Here is a 23771-nt window from a genome sequence, read left to right on the forward strand (position 1 = left end):
GTCCGTGAAAGCGGCGGTCACCGTGCCGAGTCCGGAGATCTCGGCGCGCACGGTGACGCCGGGGACTACGACGGCCATCGGGCCGAGCGCCCCCGTCGCTTTCCGCGGGGACCGCGGCGTCAGCGCTTGACCAGCTTCCAGGCGGTGGGCAGCAGGCCCATCGCCAGCGCCGCCTTCAGCGCGTCGCCGATCAGGAACGGGGTGAGGCCGGCCGCGATCGCGGCGCCCGCCGAGAGGTGGGCGGCCGCGGCCAGGTACGGGACGCCGACCGCGTAGATGACCGCCTCGCCCAGCAGCATCGTGCCGGCCGTGCGCAGCGCCGAGCGGTCGGCGCCGCGGCGGGCCAGGGCGCCGACGACGGTGGACGCGAGCATCATGCCGAGGATGTAGCCGAAGGACACGGCCACGCCCGAGGAGCCCTCGGCGAACCACGGCACGCCCGCGAGGCCGGCCAGCGCGTACAGCGCGAGCGAGAGGAAGCCTCGGCCGGCGCCCAGCGTCGTCCCGACGAGCAGCGCGGCGAAGGTCTGGCCGGTCACCGGCACCGGGGAGCCCGGGACGGGGACGGCGATCTGGGCGGCGAGGCCGGTGAGCGCCGCGCCGCCGAGCACGAGGGCGGCGTCCCGGACGCGGGAGGCGGGCAGGAGGTCGGCGAGAACCTGCCCGGTGCGGGCGGTTGTGGCGGTGGCGGTGCTCATGGGGACTCCGCGGGTCGGGCAGATGGGGACACCGCGACGCTAACCCAGGGCTTCGGCGGCGATCACCGTCAGCGCTCGACAAAGGGGTGATCGGCGGTTTGGTGGGTTCCGGACAAAGTCTCCCGGCGACACCCCGGGTGGAGTGATAACGGTCACTGAGGCAGGGACGTTTCGCTCACGTGCGACGGGTGCACACCGACTGTCGGTTCCCACCAAAGGGGGAAGGCACGTCCGTTCGGGGTGCGGGCGGCGGGTGCGCGCTGTACCACGAAAGCGGGGGCCGGCGTGAGGAGGCGTACGTGACCGAGATCGAGCGGGAGTGCCCGACCTGCGGCAGCAGGCAGAAGTTCCGGAAGCTCGACGCGGCGGAGAAGGCGGCGGTGCGCGAGGTGAAGGGGCCCCGCCACTTCGTGGGCGACCTGTGGCGCTGCACCGCCCCGCGCTGCCTGTGGTACCAGCCCCACCTCCACCGGGGCGGCGGCGGTCTCCTGCCGGAGAGGTTCCGTACGGAGGAGACCGACGCCGCCGGGTGACTGGCCCTCGGAGGTCGTCTCAGAGGTGGTCTCGGAGGTCGTCTCCGAGGCTGCCGCGGAGGCCGCCTGGAGATCGCCCCGGAGGCCGTCTCAGAGGTTGCTGAAGTCCGGTCCCGCGGTCCGCGTGCGCTTGATCTCGTAGAAGCCCGGGATCGAGGCGACCGCGAGCGTGCCGTCCCAGAGCCGGGCGGCCTCCTCGCCCTTGGGCGCGGGGGTGACGACCGGGCCGAAGAAGGCGATCTGCTCGCCGTCGGCGCCGGGCACGGCGATGACCGGGGTGCCCACCTCCTGGCCGACCTTGTCGATGCCCTCCTTGTGGGAGGCGCGCAGCTCCGGCTCGTAGGGGGTGGAGTCCCAGTGGTCCATCAGGGACTCGGGCAGGCCGACGTCCTTCAGCGCGGCGGCGACGGCCGACTTCTCCGCGCCCTCGCCCTGGTTGTGGATGCGGGTGCCCAGCGCGGTGTAGAGGTCGCCGAGCACCTCGGCGCCGTGCTCCTGCTGCGCCGCGATGACCACGCGGACCGGGCCCCACGCCTTCGTCTCGAGCAGCTCGCGGTACTCCTCGGGGAGGTCGTCGAGCTTGTCCTCGTTGAGGACGGCGAGACTCATCACATGCCAGCGGACCTGGACGTCGCGGACCTTCTCCACCTCCGTCATCCAGCGTGAGGTCATCCAGGCCCAGGGGCACAGCGGATCGAACCAGAAGTCGACAGGAGTCTTGTCCGACATGTCTCTCCTCAGCGGGAAGCCTTTTCCCGGACAACGCCGCTGATCGTCCCCGTCATTCCCGGATGCCCGCGGTCAGCAGTGCGTGGCAGGATCGGTCCTGTACAGCCTGCCAAGGATCTTGAGGGAGTGCCGCCCGTGCCCGGTGAGAATCTGTCCCGCGACGAAGCCCGGGAGCGGGCCGCCCTGCTGGCCGTCGACGGGTACGACGTGTCCCTCGACCTGCGTTCGGCCGTCGGCGCCGCGGACGACGGGCCGCGCACCTTCCGCTCCGTCACCACCGTCCGCTTCCGGTGCAACGAGCCGGGAGCTTCCACCTTCGCCGACCTGATCGCGCCGAGCGTGACCGCCGTCTCGCTCAACGGCCGCGACCTCGACCCGGGCGCCGTCTTCGACGGCTCGCGGATCCTGCTGGAGGACCTGGCCGCCGACAACGAGCTGGTCGTCGACGCGCAGTGCGCCTACTCCCGCACCGGCGAGGGCATGCACCGCTTCGTCGACCCGGAGGACGACGAGGTCTACCTGTACACGCAGTACGAACCGGCCGACTCCCGGCGGGTGTTCGCGAACTTCGAGCAGCCGGACCTCAAGGCGCCGTTCCGCTTCGAGGTGCGCGCGCCCGAGGGCTGGACGGTGTGGAGCAACGGCGTCGGCGAACTCACCGACGGTGTCTGGAGGTTCGCCGAGACCAAGCCGATCTCGACGTACATCACCTGCGTGGTGGCCGGCCCGTACCACTACGTGACCGACGCCTACGAGCGCACCCTCCCCGACGGCAGCACGCTGCGGATCCCGCTGGGCGCCCTGTGCCGCAAGGGCCTGGCACCCCACTTCGACGCCGACGACGTCTTCCTCGTCACCAAGCAGGGCCTGGACTTCTTCCACGAGCGCTTCGACTACCCGTACCCGTTCGGGAAGTACGACCAGGCGTTCGTGCCCGAGTACAACCTCGGCGCGATGGAGAACCCGGGGCTGGTGACCTTCCGGGAGGAGTTCATCTTCCGCGGGAAGGTGACCCGGGCGTCCTACGAGGGCCGGGCGAACGTGGTGCTGCACGAGATGGCGCACATGTGGTTCGGCGACCTGGTCACCATGGAGTGGTGGGACGACCTGTGGCTGAAGGAGTCCTTCGCCGACTTCATGGGCGCGTTCTCGCTGGTCGGCGCCACCCGCTTCACCGACGGCTGGATCACCTTCGCCAACCGCCGCAAGGCGTGGGCCTACCGCGCCGACCAGCTGCCGTCCACGCACCCGATCACGGCCGACATCCGCGACCTTCAGGACGCCAAGCTCAACTTCGACGGCATCACCTACGCCAAGGGCGCCAGCGTCCTGAAGCAGCTGGTGGCGTACGCCGGCCAGGACGCGTTCCTGGAGGGCGCCCGGCGCTACTTCAAGCGGCACGCGTACGGCAACACGCGCCTGGGCGACCTGCTGTCGGTGCTGGAGGAGACCAGCGGCCGGGACATGGGCGCGTGGGCGCGGGCGTGGCTGCAGACGGCCGGCGTCAACTCCCTTACCCCGCGGGTGCTGCTGAGCACGGACGGCCGGGTGGAGGAGCTGGCGGTGGAGCAGGAGGCCGCCGAGTCGCACCCGGAGCTGCGGCCGCACCGGGTGGCGGTGGGCCTGTACCGGCGCGAGGACGACCGTCTGGTGCGGTACGCGCGCGCCGAGGCGGACGTCGACGGCGCGCGGACGGTCGTCACGGAGCTGGCCGGCGCCCAGGCGCCGGATCTGGTGCTGGTCAACGACGACGACCTGACGTACTGCAAGATCCGCTTCGACGGGACGTCGCTGGACACCCTGCGGGAGCACCTGGGCGCGGTGACCGACCCGCTGGCGCGGGCGCTGTGCTGGTCGGCGCTGTGGAACATGACCCGCGACGCGCTGCTGCCGGCCCGGGACTTCGTCGGCCTGGTGCTGCGGTTCGCGGGCCGCGAGTCCGACATCGGCGTGCTGCAGATGCTGCACGCGTGGGCGACGTCGTCGCTGGTCCACTACGTCGCGCCGGAGTGGCGGCCGACGGGTGAGCGGCTGCTCGCCGAGGGGGCGCTCCGGGAGCTGCGGGCCGCGGAGCCGGGCAGCGAGCACCAGCTGGCGTGGGCGCGGTTCTTCGCGACGACGGCGTCGGCGCCGGCCGACCTGCGGCTGCTGCGGGACCTGCTGGACGGCGCGGAGAAGATCGAGGGCCTGGAGGTCGACCAGGAGCTGCGGTGGGCGTTCCTGGAGCCGCTCGCCGCGCACGGGGTGGCGGACGAGTCGGTGCTGGCGGCCGAGCTGGCCCGCGACGACACGGCGTCCGGCAAGCGGCACCAGGTGCGCTGCCTGGCCGCCCGCCCGTCGGCGGCGGTGAAGGCGCAGGCGTGGGCGCAGGTGGTGGAGTCCGACGCGCTGTCCAACGCCCTGGTGGAGGCGACGATCGCGGGGTTCGCCCAGCCGTCGCAGCGGGAGCTGCTCGCGCCGTACGCGGCGAAGTACTTCGAGGCGATCGAGCGGGTGTGGAGCGAGCGGTCGATCCAGATCGGCATGAGCGTCGTCCAGGGCCTGTTCCCGGCCCTGCTGGACTCGCCGGCGACGCTGGAGGCGACGGACGCGTGGCTCACCGCGCACGAGGAGGCCGCTCCGGCGCTGCGGCGGCTGGTGCTGGAGGCGCGGGACGACCTGGCGCGGGGGCTGCGCGGGCAGGCGTGCGACGCGGCCGCCGGCCGACCGTCGTAGGTCTTCGACGCGGCCGCCGGCTGACCGTCGTGGGCCCGCGACACGGCCGCCGGCCGACCGTCGTAGGTCTTCGACGCGGCGGCCGGCCGATCGTCGTGGGTCCGCGACACGGCCGTCGGCCGGCCGTCCCGGGTCCGCGGCCCGGTCACGGCCGGTCCGCGACCGTTACGGAATCCGGGCAACAGTAGCCGTAACCCCTGGTCTCACCCGCACGGAACAGGGGTTTTCGTTCATCTTCGGCATCCGAACATCCGTCCTTTAGCGCCGCCTTGTCCGCATTTGTCGACGAGTGTGTAACAGCGGTTAGCGGGCTGGCGGGTGGTGGGAATGGCCGGGGCATGAACCACAACACCCCCCGCACTCCCCTTTCCGCCCGTCCCCTCCCCGAGGTGCGCGGCCGCGTGCTGACGACGGCGCAGTTGCGCTCGCTCGGTGTGTCGTCCGCGGAGACGAACGAGCAGTGCCGTCCCGGCGGCCCCTGGCAGCAGATCCTCCCGGGCGTCTTCCTGCTGCATCCGGGTCCGGCGACCAGCGAGGAGCGGCTGCACGCGGTGCTGCGGTACGCGGCGCGCGGACCGGACGCCGCGGCGCCCGGACGGCCGCCCACCGCGGTGCCGGCGCAGCCGGCCGCCGGGCAGCCGCTCCGGCCCGCGCGGCCGGGCGCCGCGGTGCCGGCGCAGCCGGGCACCGGGCAGCCGCACCGGCCGGTGTACCCGGACGCGGTGATCACCGGCCTGGCCGCCCTGGCGCTGCACGGCTTCGCCGCCGCGCCCACGCTTCTGGCGCTGGAGAAGATCGACGTCCTGGTCCCCCGGCTGCGCCGGCTGCGTTCGGCCGGCTGTGCGCGGATCGTCCGCACGTCCGCGCTGCCGGCCGCCCGCCTGGTGACCGGCGTCCCGGTGGCGCCGGTGCCGCGCGCCCTGGCGGACGCGGTGGCCCGGCTGACGGACGCGGGCCGGGTGCGCCGGCTGCTGACCGAGGCGGTGCGCGACGGTCACTGCGAACCGGCCGCCGTCGTCCGGGAGCTGGACCGGGCGAAGCTGCTGGACCGGCCGCACGTGCTGGACGCGGTGGACTCCCTGCTGGCCGAGGGCCGGGCGGTCGCCGAGGACCGGCTGTACCGGATGGTGCGCGAGTACGGCCTGCCCGAGCCGGTGTGGAACGTCGAGCTGCGCCTGCCGGGCGGGCCGCACCTGGGCGGGCTCGACGCCTACTGGCCGCGGGAGGCCGTGGCGGTGGACCTCGACACCCGCGCCCCGCGCCACGACGAGGGCGCGCCGTGGTCGGAGTACGCCCGCAAGCGCGAGCACCTGGAGCGCCTGGGCATCACGGTCGTCCACGTCACGCCCAGAAAGCTGCGGGACGGCATGCGGCAGCAGGCGGCGATCGTCCGTACGGCGCTGATGGCCGCCTCGGACCGGGAGCCCGCCGCGCACGTCGTGGTGGAGCCCCGTTAGCCCGGTCGCCGGACCGTTCCGGAGGGGCCGCCGGGCCGTCGGCGGCCCCTCCCCGTGCGTGTGTTCAGGCCTTGCGCAGGACCAGTTCGGTGTTGCGGTCGTTCGCGTCGCCGCCCAGCGTCAGGCTGGCGCCGGGGGCGTTGTAGGACAGCTCCCGGTACAGGGCGGCCAGGCCCGTCTGGGAGAGGTCGGCGAAGTCCGTGCGGTGCGGGGCGGAGGACTCCACGAGGGTGGTGAACAGGGACAGGGTGCCGTCCTTGTTGTCGGCGATCTCGATGACGCGGGCGAGCTGGGGGTGGTCCACGTGGGAGGCGGTGGAGATCTCCCAGAAGGAGCGGCCGTCGGGGGCCGAGTGCGGGGTGATCTCGTTGCGGTGGATGTGGCCGTTCACCCAGGCCAGGACGTTGCGGTGACTGCCGAGGAGGGCGAGGACCTCCTGGCCGCCGTGGCGGCGTTCGGCGGGGCGGGCGGGGTCGGCGACGCCGGTGTTCGTCATCGTCTTGCTGGTGTGGTGGCTGAAGACGACGACGTAGGAGTCCTTGTTGTCGCGCAGCTGCCGGTCCAGCCACCTCAGCTGGGCGCTTCCGACGGACCCTTCGTAGTGGCCGCCCGGGTCGGTGGTGTCGAGGCTGATGCCGACGACGTCGTCGGCGATGCGGAAGGCGTAGTACTGGGTGCCCGCCGCGAGGTTGGCGGTGGAGTAGCCGTGGCCGACCGGGCCGACGCCGCGGTGGGCGGGGTCGAGGTGGGCCCTGAGGTAGTCGGCGGGGGTGTAGGGGGCACGTCGTTCGTCCGGCGTGACGGAGCGCATGTCGCGGGCGTGGGCCTTGAGCAGGTCGCGGAAGGCGGTGCCTTTGGGGTCCGAGCCGTTCTTGATCGCGCTCTTGAGCTTCCTGGCCTCGGCGGCGGGCAGGCTCATCAGCTTCTTCCCGCCGACGGCGTACTCGGCGAGCCAGGAGTCGCCGTGGCCGTAGCAGCCCAGCGGCATGGCGTCGTGGTTGCCGACGGTGGAGTACCAGGGCAGGTTGAGGCCGGGGCTGCGGACCTCGCGGACGGCGGCGGCGAGGAAGCCGTCCAGGTGCGGGAAGCCGAGCTGCTTGTCGGCGTCGCGGACGGCGGAGTCGGGCTGCCAGTACTGCTTCAGGCCGCTGTTCTGCACGCCCTCGTAGTGGCGCGGATCGCCGGAGTCCGGGGTGATCCGGCCGCCGCTCATGACCGTCAGGAACCACTCCAGCTCGGACTTGGCGTTGTTGTCGGTGTTGTCGCCGGTGGTCATGGCGAAGTGCAGCGGGGAGCCGGTGACCGGCGCGCCGCGCAGCGCGTTGATCCGCTCCACCAGCGCGATCGCGCCCTGCACGGTGAGCGCCTCCTGCGGGCGCCAGGCGTGCGGGTCGGCGGAGCGCAGGTACTCCAGGCGCATCGGGTGCTGGGTGTCGGTCAGGTGCAGGTCGGTGAGCTGCACGAAGGCGGCGAGGGCGGTGCGGCGGCCGGCCCGGCCGGACTTCGGGGCGGCGAGTTCGCCGCGGACGACGCGGGCCCAGCCGGGGCCGTCGCCGAGGCGGCGGTAGCCGGAGCCGGCGCGCGGGGCGGCGACGGAGGCGAGGGTGGTGCCCTTGGTGTACGGGGTGAGGGGCGCCGCCGGGGCCGTGCGGGACTGGGCCACGACGCGGGTGGCTCCGGTGGTGGCGCTGTTGGTGGCGGCCTGGCTGTCGGTGGGCCGCAGGGCGTGGCCGACACCCGCGGAGACGGCCGCGGCGCCGGTGACGGCGAGGACGGTACGGCGGTTGACGCCCGGCGTGAGGGCGGCGACAGAGCGTGTGCGCGACATGGCGCGATCTCCCCGGGTGCGAACGCGTCGGCAGGGTCGCGGGCGCTCGCTGCCGCGAACGGCCCGCTCTCCTTGGATGCTTGGCACCGGGAATGGCCTGCGCGTGAACGAGACGGCAACGCGCGACGCCGATCACCGGACGTGGATCTCGGGCCACCCCGCGCGCCCTCGAGCGCTCCCCGGACGGCCGGGAGACGGTCACGCCGTGTTCATCCGCCGGGGTAGCGGACCTCGTCCAGCCGTCCGGTGACCGGCCGCTCCCGCAGCAGCCGCAGTCCCAGGTCGACCATCGGGACCCGGGTCAGGCCGGGCACCTCCTCGAGCGCGTGCCAGGCCGCCATGTCCGTCGAGCCGCCGACCTCGTGGCGCAGTCGCCCGCCGGTGATCCTCGCCTCGTAGAACAGCCGCAGGGCGTGGTGGTCGGCGGTGCGCCGGAAGCGGCGCGGGATGCCGCGACGGAAGGAGTCGACGCCGAGCAGGCCGGTCACCTCGACGTGGTAGCCGGTCTCCTCCTCCACCTCCCGCAGCACGGTGTCGCCGGGATGCTCGCCGTGTTCCATGCCGCCGCCGGGCAGCGTCCACTCCGGCTCGCCGTCCCCGTTGATCCAGCGGGCCAGCAGCAGTTGACCGTCCCGGACGCATATGGCGTAGGCCGCCACCCGCAACGTCTCGCGCACACCGGGACGTTAGCCCGCCGGCGAAAGCTTCGCGTCACCACGCCCGTCGGCCCGGCATCGGAACACCCAGGTGTTTTGCCCCGATTGAACGTTTCTTACCCCAATAGGTATCGCGGGTTTTCCCCATACATCCATATCGTTTCGGTCAACACTCCCCAAACAACTGGTGTTTACGTAAAGCTGAGCGATCGTCCGGGATCGCCTTCCGGACAGCCGCGGCCAGGGCCGATCGGCCCGGTCGTACCCAGCTCGTTCCTTTACCTACAAGGGATGCCGATGACCCACACCCCCCAGCGCGATCCGATATCGGGCGCGAGACGCGTGGCGCGCGTCGCCGTGGCCGCCGGTCTCGTCACCGCGCTCTCCGCCGCGGGGCCGATACCCATGGCCTTCTCCGCCGACGCCCCGGCCGCCGCCGCGCCGTCGGACGGCACCGTCAAGTCCGCGAACGCCAAGCTGGGTTCGGACGACGCGGACCTGCTCGCCGCGGCCAAGGCCGCCGGCGACAAGAACGTCACGATGATGATCGCCACCGCGCCCGGCAAGACCGAGCAGGTCGCCGGGGAACTGGACGCGGTCAAGGGCGGCTCGGTGGGCCGGACCTACGACAAGCTCGGCTACGTCCGCGCCACGGTCCCCACCGCCAAGGCGGACGCGGCCATCGCCGCCGCCGCCAAGCTCTCCTCCGTACACGGCATCGACCTGCGCAAGGAGATCCCGCTCGACGACCCGAGCGCCACCGGTACCGCCAAGTCGACCGCCACGGCCGCGAGTTACCCGGCGCCGGACAAGAACACCCCCGCGAAGAACCCGTACAACCCCTCCTTCGAGACGGGTGCCGTCGACTTCGTGCAGGACCACCCGAAGGCGGACGGCCGCGGGGTCACCATCGGCATCCTCGACTCCGGCGTCGACCTCGGCCACCCGGCCCTGCAGAAGACCACCACCGGCGAGCGGAAGATCGTCGACTGGGTGACCGCGACCGACCCGATCGTCGACAGCGACGCCACCTGGCGTCCGATGGTCACCTCGGTGTCCGGCCCGAGCTTCACCTACGGCGGCAAGTCCTGGACGGCACCCGCCGGGTCGTACCAGGTCAGCCTGTTCCGTGAGTCCGTCACCGCGGGCGGCGACGCCAAGGGCGACGCCAACCGGGACGGCGACACCACCGACAGCTGGGGCGTGCTGTACGACGCCGCCGCCGGCACGGTGCGCGTCGACCTCAACAACAACAACGACTTCAGCGACGACACGCCGATGAAGCCGTACAAGGACGGTTTCCAGGTCGGCTACTTCGGTACCGACGACCCGTCCACCGACGTCGTGGAGCGCCAGCCGTTCGTCGTGCAGATCCGCAAGGACGTGCCGATGGACCCCTACGGCGGCGACTGGGTCGGCAAGAAGGCCGACTTCGTCAACATCGGCGTCATCGAGTCCGAGCACGGCACGCACGTCGCCGGCATCACCTCCGCCAACGGCCTGTTCGGCGGCAGGATGAACGGCGCGGCGCCGGGCGCGAAGATCGTCTCCTCCCGCGCCTGCACCTGGAGCGGCGGCTGCACCAACGTCGCGCTCACCGAGGGCATGATCGACCTCGTCGTCAACCGCGGCGTCGACATCGTCAACATGTCGATCGGCGGCCTGCCGGCGCTCAACGACGGCAACAACGCCCGCGCCGAGCTGTACACGCGGCTCATCGACACCTACGGCGTGCAGCTGGTCATCTCGGCCGGCAATTCCGGCCCCGGCGCCAACACCATCGGCGACCCCGGCCTGGCCGACAAGGTGATCTCCGTCGGCGCCGGCATCTCCAGGGCGACCTGGGCCTCCAACTACGGCTCGGGCGTGGAGAAGAAGTACGCCATGATGCCGTTCTCCTCGCGCGGCCCGCGTGAGGACGGCGGCTTCACGCCGACCCTGGTCGCCCCGGGCGCCTCGATCAACACCACCCAGACCTGGCTGCCGGGCTCCCCGGTCGCCGAGGCGGGCTACTCGCTGCCGGCCGGCTACTCGATGCTGCAGGGCACGTCCATGGCGTCCCCGCAGGCCGCCGGTGCGAGCGCGCTGCTGCTGAGCGCCGCCAAGCAGAAGGGCATCGCCCTGACGCCCGCCGGTCTGCGCACGGCGCTGACCTCGACGGCCCACCACATCAAGGGTGTTCAGGCCTACGAGGAGGGCGCCGGCCGCATCGACATCGTCGACGCCTGGGACGCCATCAGGGACGGCGCCACCGCGCACGACTACACCGTCAAGGCGCCCGTCGACACCGCGATCGACCAGTTCCTGAAGACGCCGGGCTACGGCACGGGCCTGTACGACCGCGAGGGCGGCCTGAAGGCGGGCCAGAAGAAGACGTACGACGTCACCGTCACCCGCACCTCCGGCCCCGACCGGGCCGTCCGGCACGAGCTCAGCATCGCCAACAACGCCGGTGACACCTTCCGGATCGTCGGCTCCGACGAGGTGAAGCTGCCGCTGAACCAGCCGGTGACCGTCAAGGTGCAGGCCGCGCCGCGGTCCGCGGGCATCAAGAGCGCGATCCTCGAGGTCGACGACCCGAAGACCGAGGGGACCGACGAGCAGATCCTCACCACGGTCGTCGTCTCGGCGCCGGTGAAGTACACCTTCTCCGCCGCCGACACCGTGCAGCGCAACAGCTCGCAGTCGTACTTCCTGACCGTGCCCGAGGGCGCCAAGTCCCTCGAGGTCGCGATCGGCGGGCTGAAGGACAAGAGCCAGACCCGGTTCATCGCGATCCACCCGTACGGCGTTCCGGTCGACACCACCTCGACGCCGTACTGCTACAACAACTACCTCGACGGCAACGGCTGCAAGCCCGACGTGCGCGCGTACGCCGACCCGCAGCCCGGCGTCTGGGAGATCGAGGTCGAGTCGCGCCGCACCTCGCCGCTGCTCGACAACCCCTACAAGCTCGACGTCGCCGTCTACGGCGCGGCCTTCGACCCGCAGACCGTGACCGTGCCGGAGGCCCAGGTCGGCACCCCGGCCGCCGTCTCCTGGAAGGTGACGAACCAGCTCGCCGCCCTCGACGGCAAGCTGGTCGGCGGCCCGCTCGGCTCGTCCAAGACCGCTCGCCCGACGATCGCGGAGGGCGAGACCCAGACCACCACGGTCGTGGTCCCGGAGGGCGCCAAGTCCCTGGACGTCGCCATCGGCAACGTCTCGGACGCGGCCGCCGACCTCGACCTGTTGGTGTACGACTCCACGGGCAAGGAGGTCGGCAAGTCCGCCGACGGCGACTCGGAGGAGTCGGTCTCGATCGCCTCGCCCGCCGCCGGCACGTACACCATCGAGGTCGATGGCTACTCGGTCCCGTCCGGCTCGACCGGGTACGACTACCGGGACGTGTTCTTCTCCTCCGCGCTCGGCACCGTCACCGTCGGTGACCCGGCCGCGGTACAGCTCGGCACGGGCGCCTCGGCGACCGTCTCCGCGAACGTCACCGCCGCGGCGGCCGCTCCGGAGGGCCGCGAGTTCTTCGGCCAGGTCCAGCTGGTGAACGCGAACGGCACGGTCGCCGGCCTCGGCAACGTGGCGATCGAGAAGGTCACGCAGTAGCACCATCGAGTACGGCCATGGGGGCGGGCGTCCGTACGGGCGCCCGCCCCTCGTCGTGTGCGCGGTCATCCGGCGCCGTCGCACCGGAGGCCGCCGGCTGCCGGCAGCGCCCGCTCGACGCGCAGCCGCCCTTCCTCCAGGGCGTCGCGGGCGGCCCCGGTACGGCCCTCGCCCTCGCCGTAGGGCGGATCGCCCGCGCGGTAGCTCTCGGGTCCCTCCCCGGGCAGGCTGGACACCAGGACGAGCATGCGCGCCCCGGTCCGGTAGTAGGACGGGACGTTCGCCCCTTCGTCGGTGAAGGCCAGCCGCCGCTCACCGCTCGCCGGCTTGTACCAGCGGTCCACGTCCAGCACGATCCGGTACCGGTCGCCGCCGCCCGCGGGCTCGACCCGCTCCACCGTGCCCTCGACGACGCTGCCGGAGCAGGCGATGAGCCCCTCGTAGGTGAGCAAGGAGTCGGACCCGCCGTCCACGGCCCCGTTGCGGGCCACCAGATACGCCGTGCCCGTACCCAGCAGCGCGACGGCCGCGCACGCCGCGAGGACGAGCAGGCCCCGACGCCCGGGGCGCCGCCCGCGCACCGGGGTGGGCTCCGCCCGCCCGGGCGCCTTCCGGACCAGCCCGTCCCCTATCCGCCGCAGCTGCTCCCGTACGGCGGCCATGTCGCGTTCCGCGGCCGCGTACCGGTCCGCCGCGTCCCCCGGCGGCGCGCTCGAGGGCTCACCCAGCAGGACCGCCATCAGCTCGTCGTCCTTCTCCACCCTCATACCGCCTCTTCGACGTGCAGCCGCTCGCGCAGGAGCCGCGCCGCCGCGTACAGCCTGCTCTTGACCGTGCCCAGGGGAATGCCGAGCTGCTCGGCGATCTGCGGCACCGAGAGATCCGCGTAGTAACGCAGGACCAGCACCTGCCGCTGCGTGGCGGGCAGGGCGTCGAGCCCCTCGGCGACGGCCAGCGCCCGCAGGCTGTCCTCCGCGCTGTCCCAGGCCCGCTCGTCCGGCGCGCTGAGCAGGGTGAGCCGCGCGCTGACGCGCTCCTGCCGGTTGCGGATGCGGTGCCAGTCCACGGCGAGGTTCGAAGCCACCACCGCGGCCCAGGCCCCCACGTCCCGCGGCGGGTCCTCGCCCCGCGCCCGGCGTTCCAGCAGCCGCAGCCGGACCTGCTGGAGCCCGTCCTGGAGATCGTCCTGCGGGACCCCGCCGAGAGCGAGGACGGCGCGGACCCGATCAGCCTGCGCCGCATCCAGCGGGTCCGCCTCCGCCTTCGCCTTCGCACGCCGCGGTCTCCTGATCGGCAACGGTGTTCTCCCTCGTCGTGTTTCACCTATGACGTGGGAGCCGCACCGATCGTTCGACCGATCGTTCGACCGGTCACTCGCAGGCGATCTCGCGCGACGCGGACAGGGCGCGGGTGAGCGCGGGGCGTTCGCGGGCGATGGCCCGCTCGCCGACGAGCACCTGGTCCGGAGTGGCCGAGTGCCGCGGGAGTGCCACCAGGACGCGGTCGCCCTTGTGGAGGCCCTTGAGCACCATGCCCTCGTCGAGCAGGAAGGTGATCTCCCGCTTCGTCTTCTCCGGCTTGTACGAACGGTTCACGTGCAGGACGATCCGCTCCTGGCCGGCCCCTGCGGAGAGCTGCTCCACGCCGGTGACCTCGCCCTCGGCGACCACCCGGGCGCAGGCCAGGTAGCCGGGGTCGGCCAAGGGGGAGCCGGCGTCGGGCGCGGCCTTCGCGTTGCCGCCCCGCGCGTCCGAGCTCGCGCCGGACCCGCCCTGCGCGACCAGCCAGCCCATGCCCGTCAGCACGGTCGCGACGGCTGCCGCGGCCAGCGCGCCGAAGGCGAACGCGCGCACCCGGCGCCGGGTGCGCGGTGGCCGTACGGGTGCCGGCGCGGGCGCGGGGATCTTGGCCGGTGCGGGGGGCTCGGCCAGCGTCTCGCCGATCAGGCGGAGCTGCTGCCGCAGCAGCGTCACGTCCGCCTCGGCCCTGCGGTGGTCGGCCAGGAAGGCGGCGTCCGCGCGGGCTGCGTAGGGCAGGTCCTCGCCGGTGATCGCGGCCATCAGGGCGTCGGCGCCGTCGTAGCCGTCGTGTCCGTCGTAGCTTTCGGAGCCGTCGTTTGCGGCGTAGCTGTCGTGTCCGGCGGTCATGTCACACCACCTCGTCCTCGTGCAGGCGGGCGCGCAGGGCCCGGACCGCGGTGTGCAGCCGGCTTTTGACCGTGCCCTCCGGGACGCCGAGCTCGTCGGCGATCGAGCGGACCGGCAGGTCGGCGTAGAAGCGCAGGACGAGGACCTGGCGCTGGGCGTCGGGCAGTTCGTCCAGGCCCCGGGCGACGGCGAGGGAGAGCACGCGGGTGTCCTCGCCGGAGAGGTGTTCCGGCTGGCGCAGGGAGGCGAGACGCTCGCCGAGCCGCTCCTGGCGGCGTTTGGCCCGGTGCCAGTCCATGGCCAGGTTGGAGGCGACGACGGCCGCCCACGCGGACACGTCGCGCGGCGCATCCTTGCCGCTCGCGGCCCGCTCCAGCAGCCGCAGGCGGACCTGCTGCACTCCGTCCGGCAGGTCCGCCTGCGGCACTCCGCCCAGCGCGAGCACCGCCCGCACCCGGCGTTCCTGCGCCGCGTCCAGGGGATCGTCGTCCTCCTGGGCCCGGCGGGCCTTTCTGCGCAGCACAAGCCACCCCCTCACCGCGTTTCCCCTACGACGCCGGGGCGGGCGGAAACGTTCGGTGCGGTTCCCCGGAATTTTCACCGGCCCCGCAGACGGCTGGGCGCAGGGTGCACGACGTGGTCGGCACCCTGCGCCCGTCGGCGGGGCCGGGATCAGACGGACAGCACCCGCTCGGCCTCGGGAGAGACGGCCTCGCGCTGGTCCCTCATCACCAGGTGGTAGAGCACTGCCGAGACGAGGAGGCCGAGGATCCAGGAGATGTCGGCGCCCCCGAGCCGGGCCACCATGGGACCGGTGTAGAACGAGGCGCTCATGAACGGGATCTCGATCGCGACGCCGGCGACGTAGGCGGCCATGGTGCGCCAGGAGATCAGCCCGTAGCGGCCGTCCGGGCGGAACAGCGCGGCGATGTCGTAGCGCTCGCGGCGGATGAAGTAGAAGTCCACGAGGTTGATGGACGTCCAGGGGACCAGGAAACAGGTGAGGAAGAGGATGAAGTTCTCGTAGCTGTCGATGAAACTGGTCCGTCCGGCGACAGCCAGGTAGGTACCGATCCCGCCGGCCGCTAGCACCGTGACCGTGCGCACCGTGCGGGTGACGGAGAAGCGCCGGATCGCGGTCGCGGTCGTGGTGAACGACATGAAGGCGCCGTAGAGGTTGAGCACGTTGACGGCGATGATGCCGAGCACCAGGGCCGCTGCCACCGGCCACCGGAGGGCGCCGGGCACGAGGTCGAGCAGGTAGCCGGTGAAGCCCTCCTTCAGCGCCTGCGGAGCGAGCGCCGCGCCGACAGCGCCGAGCGCCATCATCCACACGGACGACGTCACCGTGCCCGCGTAGCTCCACCAGAAGCAGCGGCCGGTGGAGCTGTGCTCCGGGAGGTAGCGGGAGTAGTCGGCGACATAGGGCGCGTACGCGATCTGCCAGGTCGCGGCGATGGCGAGCATCAGCAGGAACACACCGCCGTGGAAGGGGCCCGGGTGCCACACGGAGCCCAGGTCCCCGCTGGTGACGACGAGCACGGTGAGGTAGGCGAGCACGAGGCCGCTGAGCACACTGCTGGCCCGTTCGAGGAGGTGGATCATCCGGTAGCCGAAGACCGTGACGACGACGCAGACGACCGAGACGCCCACGATGGCGGCGTCGGGGCCGAGCGGCGTCGCGGCCGACAGCGCGTCGCCGGCCAGGACGCCGCTGCTGGCGAAGAACCCGATGTACATCAGGATGACCAGGAGGATCGGCACGACGGCACCGTAGAAGCCGAACTGGGCCCGGCTCTGGATCATCTGCGGGACACCGAGCTTGGGGCCCTGCGCGGAGTGCAGGGCCATGAAGACCGCCCCGAAGAGATTCCCCGCCACGATCGCGAGCAGGCCCCAGGGCAGGGAGAGCCCGAGCTCGACGGCGAGCGCGCCGGTGATCAGCGTGGTGAGCTGGACGTTGGCTCCGAACCAGACGGGGAACAGCCCCCGTGGCGTGCCATGACGCTCGGCCGCGGGAATCCACTCGATGGAGTGCTGTTCGATGTGTGTGGCGCGGTCTTCGGATCTGTTCATGCGGCGCGTTCCTTTCCTGGGTTGCGCGGCGGCCGGACCGGGTTGCGCGGCGGCTGGATCGCGCGGCGGCCTGAGGCTCACCGGGGGGCTCCGGCGCACAGGGAGACGAGTTCGTAGGCGAGGTTGGCCGCGGCGACGCTGGTGATGTCCGCGTGGTCGTAGGCCGGGGAGACTTCGACGACGTCGGCGCCGACCAGGTCGAGGCCCTTGAAGCCGCGGATGACGCCGAGCAGTTCCCGGCTGGTCATGCCGCCCGCTTCCGGGGTGCCCGTCGCCGGTGCGTGGGCGGGGTCGAGGACGTCGATGTCGACGGACACGTACAGCGGTGCCGTGCCGATCCGGTGGCGCAGCCGGGCCACGACGTCGCGTACGCCGGTGGTCTCCAGGTCGGCGCAGTGCACGACGGCGAATCCCAGCTCCGCGTCGTCGCTCAGGTCCTGGGGGTCGTAGAGCGAGCCCCGTATGCCGACGTGCGCGCTGGCGCCGGGCAGGAACAGGCCTTCCTCCGCGGCGCGGCGGAACGGGGTGCCGTGGGTGAGCGGTGCGTCGAAGTAGGTGTCCCAGGTGTCGAGGTGGGCGTCGAAGTGCACCAGGGCGACGGGGCCGTGGACCCGGTTCATCGCGCGGAGCAGCGGATAGGCGATGGTGTGGTCGCCTCCGAGGGTAACCAGCCGGCCGCCGCCGCGGACCAGCTCGTGGGCGCCCTCCTCGATCTCCTTGCTCGCGGCCGCGATGTCGAAGGGGTTGCAGGGCAGATCGCCCGCGTCGACGACCTGCTGATCGCGGAAGGGCATGACGTCGAGGTGCGGGTTGTAGGGGCGCAGCAGCCGGGAGGCCTCGCGGATCGCGCCGGGCCCGAAGCGTGCTCCGGGGCGGTAGGTCACCCCGGCGTCGAAGGGGACGCCGACGACGGCAACGTCGTGTGCCGGTACGTCCTCGATGCGGGGCAGCCGCGCGAAGGTGGTCAGGCCCGCGTAGCGGGGGCTCGCCTGCCCGTCGGTCTGGCCGACGGGTGGCGTGCCTGCGGTGTCGTTGTCCTCGTCGAGGCGGGTCACGCGCGGCATCGGGTTGCCTCCGTTGTTCTGGATGGTCTGGCGCGCAGGGAAGCCGGCGCGGAAGCGGGCTAGCGGGGCGCCTGGACGTGGTGCCGGTGCGTGTCCTCCAGGGATCCGCGTCGGCTGCCCTCCGGCCACGCGTCGGTCCGGTTGATGCCGGTCCGGTTGTGTCGGTCCGGTTGTGTCGGTCCGGTTGTGTCGCCCGGTTCTGCCTGCCGGAATGCAGCGAGTCTGCGACCCCGCGGACGGATCCCTCTACCGCACGAAAGCCACAATCGTCCGTTGCTTTCTGAGCGATCGCACAACAGACTTTCCTGTAACACACAAACAACGTCGGAGTACGCATGCCGGTGACCGCGGTGGACCTGCTGAACCTCCCCCACCTGCGGCTGAAGCTCTTCGCAGGCGAAGGGGGCCTGGAGAAGGGCGTCTCCTGGGCCCATGCCTCCGATCTCGACAGCCCGTGGGACTGGATGGCGGGCGGCGAGCTGCTCATGCGCAACGGGCGCACGCTGCCACGCGGCGGCCCCGCCCAGGCGGAGCTGCTGCACAGGTGCGCGGACGCGGGCGCGAGCGGGATCGTGATCGGCGAGGATCCCGACACTCCGCCGCTCACCGGCGAACTGGCCGCGGCGGCGCGGGAGCGCGACCTGGCCGTGCTCACGGTGCCGTACTCGGTCAGCTTCGCCGCCCTCGCCAGAGCGGTCGCCGACGCCAACGCGGGGGATGCGCCCGCCCGCGTCGGCCAGATCGAGCGGATCTACGGCGCGTTGCGGGACACCCTCGGCGGACGGACCGGCGAGTCCCCGACCGCCCGGCTGGGACGCGACCTGGGCTGCCGGCTGCTGCTCCTGGACACCACCACCGGGAACCCGGTCGACCCGGCGGCCCCGGCGCCGGACGAGGCCCTGCGCTCGGCCCTGCTCGCCGGGGTCCGCGCCCACGACGGCCGGATTCCCGGCGTGCTGCACATCCCGCTCGCCGACGGCGGCACGGCGCTCGCGGTCGAAGTCCCCGCGGAAGAGCCCACCGTCCTGCTCGCCGTGCGGTTCCCCGGCACGGACACATCGCTGCTGCACCACCTGGCCACCGCCGCCGCCGTGGAAACGGCCCGTCAGGCGATGCTGCGGGAACACGAACGGCGGCTCGGCGGGGAGCTTCTCGCCCACCTCTTCGACACCCGCATCGACGACGCCGTCGCGCGCCGCGAGCTGACCGCCGCCGGGATCGACCTCGCGCACGCCGTGGTCGTCGCCACTCCGTCCGACGAGGGGGCCGGCCAGCGCGACCTGCATCTGGCCCTGGGCCGCCGCCGCATCCCCCACCTGCTCCTGCGACGCGGTGAGCTGCTGTACGCCCTGGTCCGGGACGCCGTTCCGGACATCGAGGCGGTCCGCCGCAAGCTCGGGCCGGACACCGCCCTCGGGGTGAGCTCCCCGGCCGACGCCCCCGAGCGGCTGCCCGCGGCGCGGCGCGAGGCCGTCTGGGCCCTGTCCCTGGCTCGCAGGGCGCCGGGAGGAATCTCCCGCTACGGGGAGGAGACCGCCTTCACGGTGCTGCGCGACACCGACGAGGCGCAGGCGCTCGTCGACCGCGTCCTCGGTCCGCTGCTCGCCTACGACCGGAACCACGGAACCGAGCTGACCGGCTCGCTGGAGGCGTTCCTGGCGCACCGGCGCTCCTGGCAGCGGACCGCAGCCGCCCTGAACGTGCACAAGCAGACCGTCATGTACCGCATGCAGCGCGTCGAGCAGCTCACCAGCCGCACTCTGGCGGAGACGGCGGACATCACGGACCTGTGGCTCGCCTTCCAGGCCCGCGCGCTGCTCTCCGGCGCCCCGTCCCCCGGTGATCCACGGCCTTCCGGGGGATCCGGCTGAACCGGTGGGGGCCGCCACGGAGTCGTACGTCACACCGGGCCCGGGCGCGGTGCCGGTGACCGCCCGGCCGGGGCTGGTAAGCCGTGCCGTCGGGCCGGGCAAAAAAGGCCGTTCCCGCACCGCGGAGGCACGCATCTTCCGGTCGGTGCCGCACATCGGGCTCATTCCTCCGCGTCGGATCGCCCGGCGGCCGGACGCCCGGGGCGCGCGACCGGCCGGAGTGCCTGTCCACTCCTCGGGCAAACGATTGGACACACCTGCCGGGGTGGGACGCATGATGGAAAGGCCCCGGCCATGCAGGGGGCGTCCGCCAGCCACGGAGAAGGAGTCGCAGTGAGGGTCGGAATCGTCGGAGCCACCGGTCAGGTCGGCACGGTCATGCGCAGGATCCTCGCGGAGCGTGACTTCCCCGTCACGGAGCTGCGGCTGTTCGCCTCGGCCCGTTCGGCCGGGACCGAGCTGGACGGGGTGACGGTGGAGGACGCGGCGACCGCGGACTACACCGGGCTCGACATCGTGCTGTTCTCCGCGGGCGGCGCCACCTCGAAGGCGCTGGCCGAGAAGGTCGCCTCGCAGGGCCCGGTCGTGATCGACAACTCCTCCGCCTGGCGCAAGGACCCGGAGGTGCCCCTGGTGGTCTCCGAGGTGAACCCGCACGCGATCGCGAACCGCCCCAAGGGCATCATCGCCAACCCGAACTGCACCACCATGGCCGCGATGCCGGTGCTGAAGGTGCTGCACCAGGAGGCCGGCCTGGAGGCGCTCGTGGTCGCCACCTACCAGGCCGTGTCCGGCTCGGGCCTGGCGGGCGTGGCGGAGCTGCACGGGCAGACGCAGAAGGTCGTCGCCGACGCCGACAAGCTCACCCACGACGGCGAGGCGGCCGACTTCCCCGAGCCGCAGGTCTACAAGCGGCCCATCGCCTTCAACGTGCTGCCCTTCGCGGGCAACCTCGTCGACGACGGTCTGAACGAGACCGACGAGGAGCAGAAGCTGCGCAACGAGTCCCGCAAGATCCTGGAGATCCCGGACCTGAAGGTCTCCGGCACCTGCGTGCGCGTCCCGGTCTTCACCGGCCACTCCCTCCAGGTCAACGCCCGCTTCGCCCGCCCGATCTCCCCGGAGCGCGCGACGGAGCTGCTGGCCGGCGCCCCCGGCGTGGAGCTGTCGGACATCCCGACCCCGCTGCAGGCGGCCGGCAAGGACCCCTCCTACGTCGGCCGCATCCGCCGCGACGAGACGGTGGACAACGGTCTGGCGCTGTTCATCTCCAACGACAACCTGCGCAAGGGCGCGGCCCTGAACGCGGTGCAGATCGCGGAGCTGGTGGCGGCGGAGCTGAGCGGCAAGTAGCGCGCACGAGGCACCGTGCGGAAGGGGCGGTCACCGCGAGCCGGTGACCGCCCCTTCGCCGTCCGCACCCTCAGAGCGCTGCCGTCCGCACCCTCAGAGCGCCAGATGCCGCCGGAGCGCGGCGTCGATCTCCACCATCCGCTGTCGTGGCGCCGCACCGAGCCGCCGGAGCATCCGTTCCTGAGCAACGCCCCGCACCTGCTCGCACCGGGCCACTGATCTTCACACCATCAATGCTGCCTTCGGTGGCATGCTGTTGGCCACCCCGCGTCCAGGCGTGCCTCATGGAAGGATGGCCGAACCCACACATAACGAGGAGATGACCGCGTGCCTGGCACAAACCTGACTCGCGAAGAGGCGGAGCAGCGGGCGAAGCTGCTCACCGTTGACTCGTACGAGATCGATCTCGATCTCACCGGCGCGCAGGAGGGCGGCACCTACAGGTCCGTGACCACGGTGCGCTTCGACGTCGCCGAATCCGGTGCCGAGTCCTTCATCGACCTGGTGGCCCCGACGGTCCACGAGGTGACCCTCAACGGGGACGCGCTCGACCCGGCGGAGGTCTTCCGGGACTCCCGGATCGCGCTGCCCGGTCTGCTGCAGGGGCCCAACGTCCTGCGGGTGGTGGCCGACTGCGCGTACACCAACACCGGTGAGGGCCTGCACCGGTTCGTCGACCCGGTCGACGACCAGGCGTACCTGTACACCCAGTTCGAGGTGCCGGACGCGCGCCGGGTGTTCGCGTCGTTCGAGCAGCCCGACCTGAAGGCCACCTTCCAGTTCACCGTGAAGGCGCCGACCGGCTGGACCGTCGTCTCCAACTCCCCGACGCCCGAGCCGAAGGACGACGTCTGGGTCTTCGAGCCGACGCCGCGGATCTCGACGTACATCACGGCGCTGATCGTCGGCCCGTACCACAGCGTCCACAGCGTGTACGAGAAGGACGGCGTGTCCGTCCCGCTCGGTGTGTACTGCCGTCCCTCGCTCGCCGAGTTCCTCGACTCGGACGCGATCTTCGAGGTGACCCGGCAGGGCTTCGACTGGTTCCAGGAGAAGTTCGACTACGCCTACCCGTTCAAGAAGTACGACCAGCTGTTCGTGCCGGAGTTCAACGCGGGCGCGATGGAGAACGCGGGCGCGGTCACCATCCGGGACCAGTACGTCTTCCGCTCCAAGGTGACCGACGCCGCGTACGAGGTGCGCGCGGAGACGATCCTGCACGAGCTGGCCCACATGTGGTTCGGCGACCTCGTCACCATGGAGTGGTGGAACGACCTGTGGCTGAACGAGTCGTTCGCCACCTACACCTCCATCGCCTGCCAGGCGCACCACCCCGAGTCGCGCTGGCCGCACTCCTGGACGACGTTCGCCAACTCCATGAAGACGTGGGCGTACCGGCAGGACCAGCTGCCCTCCACGCACCCGATCATGGCGGACATCCGCGACCTGGACGACGTGCTCGTCAACTTCGACGGCATCACCTACGCCAAGGGCGCCAGCGTCCTGAAGCAGCTGGTGGCGTACGTCGGCATGGACGAGTTCTTCCGGGGCGTGCAGGCGTACTTCAAGGCGCACGCCTTCGGCAACACCCGCCTGTCCGACCTGCTCGGCGCGCTGGAGGAGACCTCCGGGCGCGATCTGAAGGCCTGGTCGAAGGCGTGGCTGGAGACGGCGGGCATCAACGTCCTGCGTCCCGGGATCGAGACGGACGGCGAGGGCGTCATCACGTCCTTCGCGATCCGCCAGGAGGCCCCCGCGCTGCCCGCCGGCGCCAAGGGCGAGCCGACCCTGCGCCCGCACCGCATCGCGATCGGCCTGTACGACCGCGACGACGCGAGCGGCAAGCTGGTGCGCACGGACCGCGTCGAACTGGACGTCGACGGCGAGCTGACCGCCGTGCCGCAGCTGACCGGCCGGCGCCGCCCGGACGTCGTGCTGCTCAACGACGACGACCTGTCGTACGCCAAGGTCCGCCTGGACGAGCAGTCGCTGGCGTTCGTCACCGAGCACCTCGGCGACTTCGAGTCCTCCCTCCCCCGCGCCCTGTGCTGGGCGTCGGCCTGGGACATGACCCGGGACGCGGAGCTGGCCACCCGCGACTACCTGTCGCTGGTGCTGTCCGGCATCGGCAAGGAGTCCGACATCGGCGTCGTGCAGTCGCTGCAGCGCCAGGTGAAGCTGGCGATCGACCTGTACGCCGACCCGGCCGCCCGCGAGGCGCTGCTGACCCGCTGGACCGACGCCACGCTGGCCCACCTGCGGTCGGCCGCGCCGGGCGGCGACCACCAGCTGGCGTGGGCGCGCGCGTTCGCGGCGACGGCCCGCACGCCGGAGCAGCTGGACCTGCTGGAGGCCCTGCTGGACGGCTCGCAGACGATCGAGGGCCTGGTCGTCGACACCGAGCTGCGGTGGGCGTTCGTGGAGCGGCTCGCCGCCGTCGGCCGTTTCGACGAGGCGGAGATCGCGGCGGAGTACGAGCGGGACAAGACGGCCGCCGGAGAGCGCCATGCGGCGGCCTCCCGCGCCGCCCGCCCGACCCCGGAGGCGAAGGCGGAGGCCTGGGCGTCGGTCGTGGAGTCCGACAAGCTGCCCAACGCCGTGCAGGAGGCGGTCATCGGCGGGTTCGTGCAGACGGACCAGCGCGAGCTGCTCGCGCCGTACACCGCGAAGTACTTCGAGGTGGTCAAGGGCATCTGGGAGTCGCGCTCGCACGAGATGGCCCAGCAGATCGTGGTCGGGCTGTACCCGTCGATCCAGGTGTCCCAGGACACCCTGGACCGGACGGACGCCTGGCTGGCCTCCGCCGAGCCGGTCGCGGCCCTGCGGCGCCTGGTCTCCGAGTCCCGCTCGGGCGTGGAGCGCGCGCTGAAGGCGCAGGCGGCGGACGCGCGGTAGACGCGGTAGACGCGGTAGACGCGGCTCGATCCCCCGTCCCGGGGGGGGGGGGGGGGGGGGGGGGGGCGCCCGGGGGGGGGGGGGGGGGGCACCCGAGCGCAAGCAAAAAAAAAAAAAAAAAGAAGACTAGAGAGTGCTGGGGATTATTG

The 23771-nt window shown here is 72.3% G+C and carries 18 protein-coding genes; 7 read left to right on the forward strand and 11 right to left on the reverse strand.

Annotated features, from left to right (window positions below; genetic code table 11):
* Positions 1 to 119 precede the first annotated feature (119 nt).
* Positions 120 to 698: a biotin transporter BioY gene (locus tag AB0G63_RS36620; RefSeq protein WP_360759400.1), complete on the reverse strand. Its 579-nt coding sequence runs from the start codon at positions 696 to 698 to the stop codon at positions 120 to 122.
* Between the two features lie 299 nt (positions 699 to 997).
* On the opposite strand from AB0G63_RS36620, the gene AB0G63_RS36625 reads away from it, so the two are divergent.
* Positions 998 to 1231, forward strand: coding sequence for a hypothetical protein (locus AB0G63_RS36625; protein ID WP_351895763.1), 234 nt, complete (start codon positions 998 to 1000; stop codon positions 1229 to 1231).
* Positions 1232 to 1321: 90 nt separating this feature from the next.
* Here the strand turns inward: AB0G63_RS36625 and AB0G63_RS36630 are convergent, their stop codons facing one another.
* Positions 1322 to 1960: a DsbA family protein gene (locus AB0G63_RS36630; protein ID WP_360759403.1), complete on the reverse strand. Its 639-nt coding sequence runs from the start codon at positions 1958 to 1960 to the stop codon at positions 1322 to 1324.
* 135 nt (positions 1961 to 2095) lie between these two features.
* On the opposite strand from AB0G63_RS36630, the gene pepN (AB0G63_RS36635) reads away from it, so the two are divergent.
* Both pepN (AB0G63_RS36635) and AB0G63_RS36640 read left to right on the forward strand, forming a co-directional pair.
* A complete protein-coding gene (gene pepN / locus AB0G63_RS36635; protein ID WP_360759406.1) occupies positions 2096 to 4675 on the forward strand; it encodes an aminopeptidase N in 2580 nt (859 codons plus the stop codon).
* A 338-nt stretch (positions 4676 to 5013) separates the two neighbouring features.
* Positions 5014 to 6132 carry a hypothetical protein gene (locus AB0G63_RS36640; protein ID WP_360759409.1) on the forward strand — a complete coding sequence of 373 codons (1119 nt, stop codon included), beginning with the start codon at positions 5014 to 5016 and terminating at the stop codon, positions 6130 to 6132.
* Between the two features lie 64 nt (positions 6133 to 6196).
* Here AB0G63_RS36640 and AB0G63_RS36645 read toward each other — a convergent pair whose 3' ends face one another.
* Both AB0G63_RS36645 and AB0G63_RS36650 read right to left on the reverse strand, forming a co-directional pair.
* On the reverse strand, positions 6197 to 7960 hold the full coding sequence (locus AB0G63_RS36645) for a TIGR03767 family metallophosphoesterase (protein ID WP_360759412.1): 1764 nt from the start codon (positions 7958 to 7960) through the stop codon (positions 6197 to 6199).
* Positions 7961 to 8169: 209 nt separating this feature from the next.
* The gene (locus AB0G63_RS36650) at positions 8170 to 8637 is read right to left on the reverse strand and encodes an NUDIX hydrolase (protein WP_360759415.1); all 468 of its coding nucleotides are present in this window, start codon (positions 8635 to 8637) and stop codon (positions 8170 to 8172) included.
* A gap of 276 nt (positions 8638 to 8913) precedes the next feature.
* Here AB0G63_RS36650 and AB0G63_RS36655 point away from each other — a divergent pair, with 276 nt between their 5' ends.
* Positions 8914 to 12216: a S8 family serine peptidase gene (locus AB0G63_RS36655; protein WP_360759418.1), complete on the forward strand. Its 3303-nt coding sequence runs from the start codon at positions 8914 to 8916 to the stop codon at positions 12214 to 12216.
* Between the two features lie 65 nt (positions 12217 to 12281).
* On the opposite strand, the gene AB0G63_RS36660 is transcribed toward AB0G63_RS36655, so the two are convergent.
* The 6 genes from AB0G63_RS36660 to speB form a co-directional block, all read right to left on the reverse strand.
* Complete coding sequence (locus tag AB0G63_RS36660) at positions 12282 to 12983, reverse strand: hypothetical protein (protein ID WP_360759420.1); 702 nt, start codon at positions 12981 to 12983, stop codon at positions 12282 to 12284.
* Positions 12980 to 13513 (reverse strand): sigma-70 family RNA polymerase sigma factor, encoded by a 534-nt coding sequence (locus tag AB0G63_RS36665; RefSeq protein ID WP_360759423.1) that lies wholly within the window; start codon positions 13511 to 13513, stop codon positions 12980 to 12982. The genes AB0G63_RS36660 and AB0G63_RS36665 overlap by 4 nt, the downstream gene beginning before the upstream one ends.
* A gap of 73 nt (positions 13514 to 13586) precedes the next feature.
* The gene (locus tag AB0G63_RS36670) at positions 13587 to 14363 is read right to left on the reverse strand and encodes a hypothetical protein (RefSeq protein ID WP_360759425.1); all 777 of its coding nucleotides are present in this window, start codon (positions 14361 to 14363) and stop codon (positions 13587 to 13589) included.
* A gap of 1 nt (position 14364) precedes the next feature.
* On the reverse strand, positions 14365 to 14886 hold the full coding sequence (locus AB0G63_RS36675) for a sigma-70 family RNA polymerase sigma factor (RefSeq protein WP_360759428.1): 522 nt from the start codon (positions 14884 to 14886) through the stop codon (positions 14365 to 14367).
* Between the two features lie 149 nt (positions 14887 to 15035).
* Entirely contained in the window at positions 15036 to 16439 is a 1404-nt protein-coding gene (locus AB0G63_RS36680; RefSeq protein ID WP_360759431.1) for a cytosine permease, read from the reverse strand.
* A gap of 77 nt (positions 16440 to 16516) precedes the next feature.
* A complete protein-coding gene (gene speB, locus AB0G63_RS36685) occupies positions 16517 to 17503 on the reverse strand; it encodes an agmatinase (protein ID WP_360759433.1) in 987 nt (328 codons plus the stop codon).
* 335 nt (positions 17504 to 17838) lie between these two features.
* Here speB and AB0G63_RS36690 point away from each other — a divergent pair, with 335 nt between their 5' ends.
* Positions 17839 to 19374 (forward strand): PucR family transcriptional regulator ligand-binding domain-containing protein, encoded by a 1536-nt coding sequence (locus AB0G63_RS36690; protein WP_360759435.1) that lies wholly within the window; start codon positions 17839 to 17841, stop codon positions 19372 to 19374.
* Between the two features lie 333 nt (positions 19375 to 19707).
* On the forward strand, positions 19708 to 20727 hold the full coding sequence (locus AB0G63_RS36695; RefSeq protein WP_360759438.1) for an aspartate-semialdehyde dehydrogenase: 1020 nt from the start codon (positions 19708 to 19710) through the stop codon (positions 20725 to 20727).
* A gap of 93 nt (positions 20728 to 20820) precedes the next feature.
* Here AB0G63_RS36695 and AB0G63_RS36700 read toward each other — a convergent pair whose 3' ends face one another.
* Positions 20821 to 20943, reverse strand: coding sequence for a type II toxin-antitoxin system PemK/MazF family toxin (locus AB0G63_RS36700; RefSeq protein ID WP_360759441.1), 123 nt, complete (start codon positions 20941 to 20943; stop codon positions 20821 to 20823).
* Between the two features lie 111 nt (positions 20944 to 21054).
* On the opposite strand from AB0G63_RS36700, the gene pepN (AB0G63_RS36705) reads away from it, so the two are divergent.
* Positions 21055 to 23622, forward strand: coding sequence for an aminopeptidase N (pepN, locus tag AB0G63_RS36705; RefSeq protein WP_360759444.1), 2568 nt, complete (start codon positions 21055 to 21057; stop codon positions 23620 to 23622).
* The last annotated feature ends 149 nt before the right edge of the window (positions 23623 to 23771 follow it).

The sequence above is a fragment of the Streptomyces sp. NPDC020996 genome, from assembly GCF_040641355.1.
Classification (GTDB): domain Bacteria; phylum Actinomycetota; class Actinomycetes; order Streptomycetales; family Streptomycetaceae; genus Streptomyces.

Coding starts and splice junctions, on each gene's coding strand:
- AB0G63_RS36620 (WP_360759400.1), bottom strand. CDS start 698: ATGAGCACCGCCACCGCCACAACCGCCCGCACCGGGCAGGTTCTCGCC.
- AB0G63_RS36630 (WP_360759403.1), bottom strand. CDS start 1,960: ATGTCGGACAAGACTCCTGTCGACTTCTGGTTCGATCCGCTGTGCCCC.
- AB0G63_RS36640 (WP_360759409.1), top strand. CDS start 5,014: ATGAACCACAACACCCCCCGCACTCCCCTTTCCGCCCGTCCCCTCCCC.
- AB0G63_RS36645 (WP_360759412.1), bottom strand. CDS start 7,960: ATGTCGCGCACACGCTCTGTCGCCGCCCTCACGCCGGGCGTCAACCGC.
- AB0G63_RS36655 (WP_360759418.1), top strand. CDS start 8,914: ATGACCCACACCCCCCAGCGCGATCCGATATCGGGCGCGAGACGCGTG.
- AB0G63_RS36660 (WP_360759420.1), bottom strand. CDS start 12,983: ATGAGGGTGGAGAAGGACGACGAGCTGATGGCGGTCCTGCTGGGTGAG.
- AB0G63_RS36670 (WP_360759425.1), bottom strand. CDS start 14,363: ATGACCGCCGGACACGACAGCTACGCCGCAAACGACGGCTCCGAAAGC.
- AB0G63_RS36680 (WP_360759431.1), bottom strand. CDS start 16,439: ATGAACAGATCCGAAGACCGCGCCACACACATCGAACAGCACTCCATC.
- speB (WP_360759433.1), bottom strand. CDS start 17,503: ATGCCGCGCGTGACCCGCCTCGACGAGGACAACGACACCGCAGGCACG.
- AB0G63_RS36690 (WP_360759435.1), top strand. CDS start 17,839: ATGCCGGTGACCGCGGTGGACCTGCTGAACCTCCCCCACCTGCGGCTG.